General features: G+C 52.5%; 8 protein-coding genes. 5 read left to right on the forward strand and 3 right to left on the reverse strand.

Features of this window, described 5'->3' with window-relative positions:
* Positions 1–8 precede the first annotated feature (8 nt).
* Complete coding sequence (locus ACSF8X_RS16000; protein WP_500850399.1) at positions 9–1,145, forward strand: glycerate kinase; 1,137 nt, start codon at positions 9–11, stop codon at positions 1,143–1,145.
* Between the two features lie 178 nt (positions 1,146–1,323).
* The gene (locus ACSF8X_RS16005) at positions 1,324–1,779 is read left to right on the forward strand and encodes a DoxX family protein (protein ID WP_500850400.1); all 456 of its coding nucleotides are present in this window, start codon (positions 1,324–1,326) and stop codon (positions 1,777–1,779) included.
* 58 nt (positions 1,780–1,837) lie between these two features.
* On the opposite strand, the gene acnB is transcribed toward ACSF8X_RS16005, so the two are convergent.
* Positions 1,838–4,435 carry a bifunctional aconitate hydratase 2/2-methylisocitrate dehydratase gene (acnB, locus tag ACSF8X_RS16010; protein WP_500850401.1) on the reverse strand — a complete coding sequence of 866 codons (2,598 nt, stop codon included), beginning with the start codon at positions 4,433–4,435 and terminating at the stop codon, positions 1,838–1,840.
* Positions 4,436–4,663: 228 nt separating this feature from the next.
* The gene (locus ACSF8X_RS16015) at positions 4,664–6,910 is read right to left on the reverse strand and encodes a patatin-like phospholipase family protein (protein WP_500850402.1); all 2,247 of its coding nucleotides are present in this window, start codon (positions 6,908–6,910) and stop codon (positions 4,664–4,666) included.
* Between the two features lie 129 nt (positions 6,911–7,039).
* On the opposite strand from ACSF8X_RS16015, the gene ACSF8X_RS16020 reads away from it, so the two are divergent.
* The 3 genes from ACSF8X_RS16020 to ACSF8X_RS16030 all read left to right on the forward strand — a co-directional run bounded on the left by ACSF8X_RS16020 (position 7,040) and on the right by ACSF8X_RS16030 (position 11,819).
* Entirely contained in the window at positions 7,040–8,956 is a 1,917-nt protein-coding gene (locus tag ACSF8X_RS16020; RefSeq protein WP_500850403.1) for a methyl-accepting chemotaxis protein, read from the forward strand.
* A 309-nt stretch (positions 8,957–9,265) separates the two neighbouring features.
* Complete coding sequence (locus tag ACSF8X_RS16025) at positions 9,266–11,338, forward strand: LruC domain-containing protein (RefSeq protein ID WP_500850404.1); 2,073 nt, start codon at positions 9,266–9,268, stop codon at positions 11,336–11,338.
* Between the two features lie 16 nt (positions 11,339–11,354).
* Positions 11,355–11,819: a hypothetical protein gene (locus ACSF8X_RS16030; RefSeq protein WP_500850405.1), complete on the forward strand. Its 465-nt coding sequence runs from the start codon at positions 11,355–11,357 to the stop codon at positions 11,817–11,819.
* Between the two features lie 88 nt (positions 11,820–11,907).
* Here ACSF8X_RS16030 and lpdA read toward each other — a convergent pair whose 3' ends face one another.
* Positions 11,908–13,338, reverse strand: a complete 1,431-nt coding sequence (lpdA, locus tag ACSF8X_RS16035) for a dihydrolipoyl dehydrogenase (protein WP_047878612.1) — start codon at positions 13,336–13,338, stop codon at positions 11,908–11,910.
* Between the last annotated feature and the right edge of the window lie 57 nt (positions 13,339–13,395).

The raw sequence follows: 13,395 nt of genomic DNA on the forward strand, positions 1-13,395 counted from the left end.
TCCCAGCCATGAAAATTGTTATCGCTCCTGATTCATACAAAGAAAGTTTAACGGCGATGGAAGTTGCCACGGCAATCGAAGCTGGCTTCCGCGAAGTATTGCCCGATGCCGACTACCACAAGCTCCCGATGGCCGACGGCGGCGAGGGCACCGTCCAGTCGCTGGTGGATGCCACCGGTGGCACGATTATCAACCACCCGGTCACCGGCCCGCTTGGCGAGCAGGTTGACGGCTTCTACGGCCTGCTGGGTGACGGTCGTACGGCGGTGATCGAGATGGCCGCGGCCTCAGGCCTGCACCTTGTCAGCCCGGCACAACGCAACCCGCTCAAGACCACCACCTTCGGCACCGGCGAGCTAATCAAGGCCGCACTGGACAAGGGGGTCGAGCATATCATCGTAGGGATCGGCGGCAGCGCAACCAATGACGGCGGGATAGGTATGGCCCAAGCCCTTGGGATCCGCCTGCTTGATACAAATGGCGAAGCGGTCGGTTTCGGCGGTGAGGCTCTAAGCCAGATTACCAGCATCGATATGGAGGGGCTCGACCCGCGCCTTGCCACGGTCAGACTGGAAGTGGCTTGCGACGTCGACAACCCGCTATGCGGCCCGAAAGGAGCCTCGCAGGTGTTCGGCCCACAAAAAGGGGCAACGCCGGAGATGGTCGCGCAGCTTGACGCCAACCTCGCCCACTATGCTGCGATCATCAAAGCCCAGCTCGGGCGCGATGTAAAAGAGATGGCCGGTGCCGGTGCGGCTGGTGGAATGGGCGCGGCCCTGCTTGGCCTGCTAAATGCCAGCCTGCGCCCGGGGATCGAGATCGTGATGGATGCGGTCAACCTAACCGATATCGTTGCTGATGCCGATCTGGTGATCACCGGTGAAGGCCGTATTGATAGCCAGACTATTCACGGCAAGACCCCGATTGGGGTTGCCCGTACCGCGAAAAAATTCCACTTGCCGGTGATCGGTATTGCCGGCTGTCTGGCTGCCGACTGCGATGCCGTTTACGACCACGGTATCGATGCTGTCTTCAGTGTCGTGCCCCGCGCGATGACGTTGCCCGAAGCACTGGACGAGGCCGCTTTCAACCTCCAGATGACCGCCCGCAATATCGCCGCCATGGTCACTGTCGGCCGACGCTAATTACCGTCCCCATCGAGTCAAAAAAGGCAGGTGCCCAACCTGCCTTTTGCATCTGCCCCCACCGCTGTTACCGCCATCACAAAACCGTATTCCCATTGCCGATATTCAGCACAGGCTAACCACAACCGTAGTCTAATGGGAACACTCTCCACTCTTCCCATTCAGAAGGATATGGCTTATGGATAGATTTCTCGCTTTTCTCTCGGGCCGCAACAATGCCCACCGTCTCGATGATATCCTGCTTCTGTTACTACGCCTGGCAACCGGCGGTGCGATGCTGGCCCACGGCATCGGCAAAATTTTCCAGTTCGGTGATCTGGCCCCGACCTTTGCCGACCCGCTCGGTATCGGCACGGGCGCCAGCCTTGTCATCATTATACTCATCGAAATCATGGCTTCACTGGCCATTTTGGCAGGTATGCTAACCCGCCTGTTCGCCCTGATCCTGCTGCTTACCATGACAGTGGCCACCTATACCACCGGCACCACGGCAGGCTGGACCAACGCCGAGCCAATGTTCCTCTATGCCATGCTCTACCTCACCTTACTGATTCAAGGTGGAGGCCGACTCAGCGCCTCGCACTACTGGCTGGCCAAACGCAGCAAAACCAAACCGGCCCTGCAAACCGCCTAAAAAAGAAAACGCCTCCGAGGAGGCGTTTTTATTTGGCAAATAGCCCTAAATCTGGGGATCAGGCAGGCTGCTGCACAATCACCTCATCGGCTACCTTGGTATACTGCTCCATTCGGTGGAAATTAAGGTAACGGTAGGTATCCGCCGCCGTGGCATCGATCTGCTTGGCATACTCAAGGTACTCCTCAAGCGTCGGGATCCGCCCGAGAATTGCCCCTACCGCCGCCAGTTCGGCCGACGACAAGTACACGTTCGCGCCAGTCCCCAAACGGTTAGGGAAGTTACGGGTCGAGGTCGACATCACTGTTGCCTTGTCGGCCACCCGAGCCTGGTTACCCATACAGAGCGAGCATCCCGGTGTTTCAATCCGTACCCCAGCTCGGCCAAAAATGCCGTAGTAACCTTCTTCGGTTAGCTGATCCTTGTCCATCTTGGTCGGTGGTGCCACCCATAAACGGGTATCCAGCTGGCCGCCGAATTTCTCGAGCAACTTGCCGGCTGCACGGAAGTGACCAATATTGGTCATACACGAACCGATAAATACCTCGTCAATTTGGGTACCCTGGACCTCGGACAACAACCGGGCATCATCAGGATCGTTCGGCGCACAGAGAATGGGCTCTTTGATATCAGCCAGATCGATTTCGATCACATGGGCGTATTCCGCATCACTGTCTGCCGTCATCAATTCAGGGTTGGCAAGCCATGCTTCCATCGCACTGATACGGCGCTCAATGGTACGTCGGTCACCATAGCCCTCGGCTATCATCCACTTAAGCATAACGATGTTCGATTCGAGGTACTCGGCTATCGATGCCTGCGACAATTTCACCGTACAGCCAGCAGCGCTTCGCTCTGCCGAGGCATCTGACAGTTCGAACGCCTGCTCGACCGTTAAGTGCTCAACCCCTTCAATTTCCAACACGCGGCCAGAGAATTCGTTGATCTTTCCTGCTTTCTCTACCGTCAACAGCCCTTGCTGAATCGCGTAGTAAGGGATGGCATGAACCAGATCGCGCAAGGTGATCCCTTCTTGCATCTCGCCTTTAAAGCGCACCAGAATCGACTCGGGCATATCAAGAGGCATCACCCCAGTTGCTGCCGCAAAAGCCACCAGGCCGGAACCGGCAGGGAAAGAAATCCCCAGAGGGAAGCGAGTATGGGAGTCACCGCCAGTACCGACGGTATCCGGCAGCAACATGCGGTTGAGCCATGAGTGAATGACACCATCACCCGGACGCAAAGATACCCCGCCTCGATTCATAATAAAATCAGGCAGCGTATGGTGCGTATTCACATCGATCGGTTTTGGGTAAGCCGACGTATGGCAGAACGACTGCATGGTCAGCTCAGCAGAAAAACCTAGACAGGCTAAATCTTTCAATTCGTCGCGGGTCATCGGCCCGGTGGTATCCTGCGAGCCCACCGTGGTCATCTTAGGCTCACAATAGGTACCAGGGCGGATGCCTTCCACGCCACAGGCTTTACCGACCATCTTCTGGGCCAGCGTATAGCCCTTGCCTGAGTCCTCGACGGCCACCGGACGGCGGAACACATCAGAAGACGGCAGGCCCAAAGACTGGCGCGCACGATCAGTCAGGCCACGGCCGATGATCAATGGAATACGGCCACCAGCACGCACTTCGTCAATCAGCACATCAGTCTTCAGACCAAAGGTCGATACCAGTTCGTCTGATTCATGGCGACGCACCTCGCCCTTGTAAGGGTAGACATCAATCACATCACCCATATTGAGTGCGGTAACATCAACTTCGATCGGCAAGGCACCGGCATCTTCCATGGTATTGAAGAATATCGGGGCAATTTTGCCGCCCAGTACATAGCCTCCCGCACGCTTGTTAGGCACGCAGGGGATATCATCGCCCATAAACCACAGCACCGAGTTGGTCGCCGATTTACGCGACGAACCGGTTCCGACCACATCGCCGACGTACACGAGTTGGTGGCCTTTTTGCTGGAGCGCCTCTATTTGCTTAATCGGGCCAATACTGCCGGGCTGATCGGGCTCGATGCCATCACGGACGTTCTTGAGCATAGCCAGTGCATGCAACGGGATATCCGGACGTGACCAAGCATCAGGCGCTGGCGAAAGATCATCGGTATTGGTCTCGCCGGTGACCTTAAACACTGTCAGGGTGATTTTCTCGGCGAGTTCAGGCTTAGACAGGAACCATTCGGCGTCAGCCCAAGATTGCAGCACAGCCCGGGCGTAGGCATTGCCAGCCTTGGCCTTTTCCTCCACATCATAGAAGGCATCGAACATCAGCAAGGTGTGGGACAGGGCCTTGACCGCCACCGGCGCCAACTCGGCATCATCGAGTAGAGAGATCAGCGGCTCGATGTTGTAACCGCCTTGCATCGTCCCCAGCAGCTCAGCCGCCTTGACCGGAGTAACGATAGGCGAAACCGCCTCGCCGGTTGACAATGCAGCCAAAAAGCCGGCTTTCACATACGCCGCTTCGTCAACCCCCGGCGGGATACGATTTTCAAGCAGATCAAGCAAGAAGGATTCCTCTCCCGCTGGCGGGTTCTTCAATAACTCAACCAGAGAAGCCGCCTGCTCGGCATCGAGAGGCTTTGGAACAATTCCTTCAGCTGCACGTTCTTCGACGTGTTTACGGTAGGCTTCAAGCACGACATATTCCTCATTCTAGGTTTGGCCAAGACGCCAAACATCCTTGGAAGTGATTGATCACCCGACATGCTGCAATGAGGCTTATCCTGCCACACACTTAACGGTTACCCGGCGGGAAACGCCTCAACATTAGCCTAGGGAGACCAAAACCGTTTATTCAGCATACCAGTTTTAACGTAAAGTTAAAATCCACTCGTTTTTTACAACATTCACAGATTTTGAATAAATTTACAGCGCACCGCCAAAGAACAGATAGAACGAATTATTGTTTTGCTCCGTCTGACCATACGCCACTATCAAGGGTCCCAGCGGGGTGGTAATGCCCGTGAAAACACTGCCCGCCGTATATAAGGGCCTGTCACTGAACCCGAGTTCTGGGTCGTTGTATACCCCGCCATACTCCACGGATCCCCCAAGGAAGACCGATGACTTGAACAAACCAAAATCCTGCTCGGCGAGGTGGTAGCGATATATCGCGGCCCCAAAGAGCTTATTGTTGCCAGTCAGGCCATTTTTAGGGATCCCGGAAAGGTTTAGAAACCCCCCTATCTCCTTGGGATCCACCAACGCGGACAGGGTATAGTCAATCTGCCCATACTCCGCCTTCCCCATGAAGGTGTGGTTGCCAAAGGTATACGCCCCACGCCAGTTAACATCGAGCTCAAAGGCCATATCACGATTGGAAACATTGCCGTCATCATAGTTCTCGTCGGACAACGCCATCGACACATCCACCGAGTTTCCCCATTTGGGCAGCATAAAATCATCAAGGGTATCGAGCTGGTAACTAACATAAACCGCCTTGCTTTCTCGCTTCCCCGCACTAACGCCGGGCACCCCAACATATTCGGTATCACCGTAAATGTAGCGAGCCCCAAGTCTGAACTCCTGCCACAGTTCGGGCTGCCACCCTACGGAGCTATCGAGAATATAGTCGGTGTAGGTCGCGGGAATAAAAAAGCCGATATCATCCAGTGAGGGTTCATCGCCGGAAAAAATAATATTCTTGTCCGCAATTTTGTATTCGGCCGAAAACAAGGTGAACAAATTCGGTTCGTTGATAAACGGCAGGTACAGCTCGGTGGCGATACGCTTATCGGTACCGTATTCCAGCTCACTCCGCCACTCTGCGCCCGCTTGGTTCAACCCGGTAACATTGAAAGCCACGCCTATCGAGTAATCGGTACTGTTTTCGAAATCATCCTCAAGGGCAAAACGCAAATCGATAAAATTCGGCCCCCAGCTTTTCTCCCTGACATCCAACAAAATGGCATTGTTGCCCGCGGGGTTTTCCTCTATTCGGTAATCAACCCGTTCGAACCGATCCAACGCATAGAGGTTGCGTACGCTCTCGGCCAGCTGCTCCGAGGTGATAGTATCGCCCGCTTCCAACTGAAGCCGATCCAGCAGCACCGAATCGGCAAAGCTGCTGTTGTTCACCAATATCAATTCATCAATATGGAGCTGATCGAGGTAACTCAGGTCACGTCGGCGCAACTGCTTGTGATCGACATAATCTTGAAACCATACCGCCTGCCCCATCGGCGCAAGCGTCAACGCCTCTGACATCGTGGCTTGATAGCCCCGTTCAAAGGCCTCCGGCATCTTGGCAAAATCGGCCGTGTTAATCCCCTGAATTGCTGGCCGGATCAAGAGGTCACCGCCCTCCAGCAAGGCGATCTGCCGCTTTGAATTGTCACGCACCATGAAATCCGTCAGCTGATCCATTACCGCGAAATAGTTGCTGAGCTCATCTCGCGATTTGAAGTCGTTGCTGATATCAACCGCGATAACAATATCGGCCCCCATGGCGCGTACGACATCCACCGGCAGATTGTTGGTGATCCCACCATCAACCAGCAGCCGCCCCTGCAGGTTCATCGGCGGCAACAGCCCCGGAATCGACATACTGGCCTGCATCGCCTCAGCTAAATCGCCACGGTCCAACACCACGGGCTTGAGAGTCTCAATATCTGTCGCCACCGCCCGAAACGGAATCACCAAGTCATCGAAACTATCGAATACCGGCAAGTTGCCCGATGTTGTCCGTAGGATCTCGCCCATCGTCTGCCCCTGGACAATCCCCCGCGGCGCTTTGAGCTCCCACCAATCAAAGCCGATTTCACTTTTGATCTGAAAGCGATCCTCCTGCTGCTTTTCCCGTACCCGCCGATCGCTGCGCTCAACCCGATCCTGGTAGCCTCGCTCCCAGTCCACGCTCGTCAGCAACGCTTCAATTTCGTCAGCACTCATCCCCGTTGCATATAATCCGCCGACATAGGCACCCATGCTGGTTCCGGCGATATAATCCACAGGGATATGGAGCTCTTCAAGGGCCTTGAGCACCCCGACATGGGCTGCCCCCTTGGCCCCGCCGCCGCCCAATACGACCCCGATCTTCGGTCGCTGTATCTCATGGGCCTCGACCTTTACCGGAAATACACCTATCGCAAGAAAAAATAAGATGAAAATCACTAAAGATATGAATCGATATTGCAGATATACATACACGCTATGCGTTGCCTCAAACTTTTCAAAATCATACAGTGGCGACAAAACTCACGAGCGAGTTATTCGCTCAAACAACACCAAAAGTAAATGACTATGAAGCTCAACCACTTCACCATCAAGCAGAAGCTGATCTTGGCTATCATCATTGCCGTCCTTGCCTCAACGTTACTCGTTGGCATTATTAGCCAAAAGCAGGCCCGCCATGTGGTCGAAAACCGCCTACTGGAGTCTGAGCTACCTGCGACACTGATGCAAATCCGCAACAATATCGACAAAGAAGTCTCGATCATACAAGGAGCCGCTCAGCAACTCGCCACCAGCCGCTTTATCACCGATCTCTACCATGATGGTCGCAGCCAGACAGACGAAGCTAAAATCGTCCAGCAACTCAATGATATCAAAAACCAATACGGCTTGTTTGATGCGTCTGTTGCAGACCGTACTACCGGTGATTACTGGAACCAAAATGGCTTTCTACGCCGCCTAAACCGCCAACAGGACAGCTGGTTCTTCGGGTTTACCCAAGGCGGGCAAGCACGCTCGCTCAGCGTATTCAAAGAAAGCAATGGTGACGTAAAGCTGTTTATCAACTACCAGCAGCTCAACGGCAAAGGAATGGCAGGACTGTCGAAATCCCTTGATGAAATGGTTTCATTCATCAACCAATTCAAAATCGAACAGACCGGTTTCGTCTATCTGACCGATGCCAGTGGCAACATCAAGCTCCACCGCAATGACAGCATTATCGATAAACAATCGCTTTCGGGGCTCTACGGCAGCCAGCAAGCCGGCAAATTGCTGATCAAGGACAATATCAACATTACCCAAATAGAGCACAACGGCCAGAAACTCCTCTTGGCAAGCAGCTATATCCCATCAATGGACTGGTTTGTCGTGGCTCAAGTGCCATTGGAAGAAGCCTTTACCGCCCTTGATAGCGCCCGCGAGCAGATCATGCTGTGGACGGCCGGTATCGCCGCCTTGTTCGCCCTGCTGGCTATCTGGCTCGGCAGCAACATTACTCGACCTATCACCCGCTTGGCTGATGTATTCAAAGATCTCGGCGAAGGCGAAGGCGACCTTCGCCACCGTATCGATGTCGACGGCAATGATGAGATTGCCCAACTATCGAACGGATTCAATAGCTTTATCAGTAAAATCCATGCTTCTGTCCGTGACGTGGCCGAAACAGGCAACAGCCTGCGAGAGGCCGCCGAAGCCGTTGCGCAGCAAGCGGAATTCACCCTAGATAACAGCCATAGCCAGCGTGACCGTACCCTTCAGGTCGTGACGGCTATCAACCAGATGGGGGCGACGGTCAACGAAATTGCCTGCAACGCCGCTCAAGCTGCCGAGGCAACCCAAAATGCCGAGGCGGAGACCCAAACCGGCCATGCCGTTGTCGGCCAGGCCCGCGATGCCATCAACCAACTGTCACGCGATGTCATCCAAGTCAGCGAAGTTATCGAGTCTCTGGCCAACAATACCCAGGCGATCGGCAGCATCCTTGACGTGATCCGGGGGATATCAGATCAAACCAACCTTCTTGCGCTCAATGCCGCCATCGAGGCTGCCCGCGCCGGCGAGCAAGGGCGCGGATTTGCAGTGGTGGCCGACGAGGTACGCAGCCTAGCCAGCCGCACCGCCGATTCAACGGATGAAATCCAGTCGATGATCAACCGCCTTCAGGAAGAGGCAGGCAATGCAGTCAACGCAATGGTTCAAAGCCGCCAGCTAAGCGCGGAAGGTGTCTCGGCCGCAGACGAAGCCTCTGCCGCTCTGGACTCGATTGCCGAACGCATCACCCTGATTGCAGACATGAATACCCAGGTTGCCACGGCTACCGAGGAACAATCCACGGTCGTCAATAATATCCACGGTAACATCGAGGAGATTAATGACACCACCCAGCGCACAACGGATACTGCGGGTGAATTGGCACAATCAAGCCAGGCACTGCGAGAATTATCACAACGCTTGGATACGATGGTAGGGACATTCCGACTTTAAGCTAAATATGATCAGGCCCAATCAAGCCAATCTCTACGCGCCCTATCCCAGCGCCTTGATAGCATGGTTGGTACTTTCAAAATCTAATTAGCGAGTAAAAACCACAGCAGGAAGAGTACGCACTCTTCCTGCTGTTTTCTCCCGTTCTACATTTCCTTGCACAATCAGTACTTTGCATCGCAAGATAAAAATCTTGCGAAAATATCGTTCTCCCATCACGCCATTTCTTCAGCTTATATCAATTAAAACAAGCCATTAGCTCTTTGGCATAAAAATTGATTTGTTATCAGCAGCTATAGAAGGAATTATATGATGGAATACAAAACTCTCTTGTCAGTGCTGCCGGTCTTCTTGTGGGGAACCCATGCAAACAGTGCCGCTTTTGATACCTGCCCTTACACTGCATTTTTGATGCAAAACTCACAAACGACAGTGTATGGCATCAATCTGTTAACCGGGGCCTACCAAACCCTCCAAACCAATATTGGGCAAACCGGTAACCTGAATGCGGCAGGATACAATGAGGCTGACAATTACATCTACGCTTTCAATACCACGGCTAAGAACGTGGTTCGGGTCAATCGTGATTTCATTGCTACCACCCTGCCTGTAACGGGCCTACCCGACGACCCCTTTTATGTCGGAGATGTCAGCAATCAGACCTATTACCTGTACCGCAAAGGCATGGGGTTATACACCATACCGCTGAATGATCAGGGTCCCAATTACCTACAGGCAACCCAACTCACTAACAGCAATACTAAAATGACCCTGACTGATTTTGCGTTTCATCCCAGTGATGGCCAAATTTATGCCGTTGATAATAAAAAAGGGGATCTCTACCGCATCAATCCCACTGATGGCAGTCGCACAATTTTGGGGAATACCGGAATAACAGGTACCTTCGGTGCGGCCTACTTTGATGCCAGTGGAAAATTCTATGTTAGTCGCAATCGAGACGGCATCATTTTCACGATAGACATCAGTGATCCGACAAACATCATTCCAACGGCGACTCGCTTTGCCGCAGGCCCAAGCTCAGGACTCAATGACGGCGTACGCTGCGCTTCGGCCCCTGCCCCCATTCAAGCACTTGATTTAGGGGATGCTCCAGACAGCTATCAAACATCCATCGACAACAATGGTGCGCGTCATGACCTAACCGACAATACACTCTATCTAGGAGGCATAGCCCCTGATAGTGAAACCGTACTCACCCTAAGCGACGATGAAACTGGTGCTGACGATGAGGATGGGGTAATCATCACCCCACTGCAAAACGGTGAAACCGCAGTGGCCATGGTAACCGCCAGTAAAGCCGGCTTTCTCAATGCATGGATCGACTGGAACCAAGATGGCGATTTTTCCGATAGCAATGAACAAATCAGCAGCCAACAAGCCATGGTTCCGGGTATGAATAACCTGATCATTCAAGTACCAGACTTTGTTACCGCAGGAAATACATGGGCGCGATTTAGAATCAGTAGCGTCAGCGACCTCCCTCCATTTGGAGGAGCGCCGGATGGTGAAGTCGAAGACTATCAAGTGGCGATTGAAAACAGTCAGCTAACAACCACCAACTACGGCCCTTTTACCGCTGCATTTGAAGATTACTGGCCAAGAGAAGGCGACTATGATGTCAATGATGTGGTAATGCGCTACCAAATCGAAATTAAGAGCGATCAAAATAACAACGCGAAAAAAGTGAAAATATCAGGCACATTACAAGCGCTAGGTGCCGACTATGCCAATGGTTTCGGTATTCAGCTGCCACTGTTAAGCCGCGAATCGGCAGATGAAGCCAACATTATTTTTGAAAAAAACAGCCAAGTTATTTCTTCTTCGCCGTTAGAGGCCGGACAAAGTAATGTTGTTCTGATCATTTCTGAAAACCTAAGAGAAGATGTCCAATTTAGCTGCCGTTTCTACCGCACACTCGAAACATGCCAAGAAGTCGAACGTTTCAATTTCTCAGTCACTGTCCCATTGGTTGATGGGGTGAAAACAGGGAGCCTCCCTGCCGCCCCATTTGATCCCTTTATTTTTGCTGTCGAAGGGTTATATCACGGCGAAGGCAGTTCGCTGGGACGCGGCTTGGAAATCCACCTTGATGATAATGAACCCACCGATTTAGCTAATGCCAGCCTTGGGCTAATGGGCAGCCACCAAGATGATAGCAACATCAGCTCCGGTAACCTCTATCGCACCAAAAATGGGCTTCCATGGGGTTTTATCATTGCCGAGAGCTGGGTTCATCCCGTTGAGCGCACTGACATGTTACAGGCTTATCCATACTTCTTTGACTATGCCACCTCGGGAAACCATGTTGACTGGTTCACTAAGAACAAACGGGTAAGTCAGCATCTCTATGGCAACGAATAACGAGAAGGAACTTGAAATGAGAGCATCTAAATACACACTCTGTGGCTTCATCTTACTGTTTGGGGTAATCGCTTGTGGCGGAGACGACGGGGATAGTAACACTTCGACCCTATCATCTAGCGATGAGGATACGGCAGCAGAGGAGACTGTGACTATGTCTAACATCAAGGTTGCCCCTGACTACGATTTTACCACCACAAAACAGCTGGATGTGGCCGTAGATCTTCGCTCCATCACCAATCAACGAGCATTCGTCAGCTTTTATCAACACTGGAGTGGCACCGACACCGCCCCAACCCCTAACCCCGACTCACAACTCTTAATGCAAGCCACTGACAGTGGCGTTATCACGCATACCTTAACCTTGGGTAAACAACAAAACGAACTACTGATGATGGTTTTGTTTAGTGACCCCCAGCAACAAGCCATTACTAAAGTATTCACGGTTGATACTGTCAATGGGTTCCAGTATCCAGAATAATTTGCCCAACCGGGACCTCTGCCTTTTAAAATGACCCATAAAAAAAAGCGCCCGAGGGCGCTTTTTCATTATCTTCGTAAGGTAAGGATTACTTCTTACGCTTAACCGCTTTTGCGTTCGGCAGGTCAGTGATTGAACCTTCGAAGACTTCAGCGGCAAGACCCACTGATTCGTGCAGTGTTGGGTGGGCGTGGATAGTCAGAGCGATATCCTCTGCATCACAGCCCATCTCGATCGCTAGACCGATTTCACCCAGTAGTTCACCACCGTTGGTACCAACGATTGCACCACCGATCACGCGGTGTGTGTCTTTGTCGAAGATCATCTTCGTCATACCGTCAGCACAGTCAGATGCGATTGCACGGCCAGATGCAGCCCAAGGGAAAGTCGCAACTTCGTAGTTGATGCCTTCTGCCTTCGCTTCTTTCTCGGTCTTACCAACCCATGCCACTTCTGGCTCAGTGTAAGCGATTGAAGGGATAACCTTAGGATCGAAGTAGTGCTTCTTGCCAGAGATAACCTCTGCCGCTACGTGGCCTTCGTGCACGCCTTTGTGAGCAAGCATTGGCTGACCAACGATATCACCGATAGCATGGATGTGGGCAACGTTAGTTCGCATCTGCTTGTCTACGTTGATGAAACCGCGCTCGTCAACTTCGATGCCCGCTTTCTCTGCGTCGATCAGCTTACCGTTTGGTACACGGCCGATAGCCACAAGCACTGCATCGTAACGAACTGGCTCGGCTGGTGCTTTCTTGCCTTCCATCGATACGTAGATGCCATCTTCCTTCGCTTCAACCGCAGTAACTTTGGTTTCAAGCATCAGGTTGAATTTCTTCTCGATACGCTTGGTGAAGACCTTGATGATGTCTTTATCAGCAGCAGGGATCACCTGATCGAACATTTCCACCACGTCGATCTGAGAACCCAGTGAGTGGTATACCGTACCCATCTCAAGGCCGATGATACCGCCGCCCATAACCAGCAGCTTCTCTGGAACTTCACGCAGCTCAAGTGCGTCCGTTGAATCCCAAATACGTGGATCTTCGTGCGGAATGAACGGCAGCTCGATTGGACGAGAACCGGCAGCAACGATCGCATTGTCGAAGTTTACTGTCGTCTGGCCGTCAGCACCTTCCACAACGATAGTATTAGGGCCGGTGAATTTACCGTAACCGTTAACCACGTTAACTTTACGCATCTTGGCCATACCGCCAAGACCACCAGTCAGCTGGGTGATAACTTTGTCTTTCCACAGACGGATTTTGTTGATGTCTGTCTGAGGCTCGCCGAATACTACGCCATGCTCGGCCATTGCTTTTGCTTCTTCGATAACTTTCGCAACGTGAAGCAGTGCTTTAGAAGGAATACAGCCAACGTTTAGACATACACCACCTAGGGTGTTGTATTTTTCGATCAGCACAGTGTCCAGACCCAAGTCTGCACAACGGAATGCCGCCGAGTAACCAGCAGGGCCTGAACCCAACACCACTACCTGGGCTTTAATTTCTTTACTCATCATGACCTCGTTGTAAGTCTTTTATCCCTAACAGGCGATGTATCTCGTCATCTACTT

The organism is Photobacterium panuliri, from assembly GCF_059920555.1.

Coding starts and splice junctions, on each gene's coding strand:
- ACSF8X_RS16000 (WP_500850399.1), top strand. CDS start 9: ATGAAAATTGTTATCGCTCCTGATTCATACAAAGAAAGTTTAACGGCG.
- ACSF8X_RS16005 (WP_500850400.1), top strand. CDS start 1,324: ATGGATAGATTTCTCGCTTTTCTCTCGGGCCGCAACAATGCCCACCGT.
- ACSF8X_RS16020 (WP_500850403.1), top strand. CDS start 7,040: ATGAAGCTCAACCACTTCACCATCAAGCAGAAGCTGATCTTGGCTATC.
- ACSF8X_RS16025 (WP_500850404.1), top strand. CDS start 9,266: ATGATGGAATACAAAACTCTCTTGTCAGTGCTGCCGGTCTTCTTGTGG.
- ACSF8X_RS16030 (WP_500850405.1), top strand. CDS start 11,355: ATGAGAGCATCTAAATACACACTCTGTGGCTTCATCTTACTGTTTGGG.
- lpdA (WP_047878612.1), bottom strand. CDS start 13,338: ATGAGTAAAGAAATTAAAGCCCAGGTAGTGGTGTTGGGTTCAGGCCCT.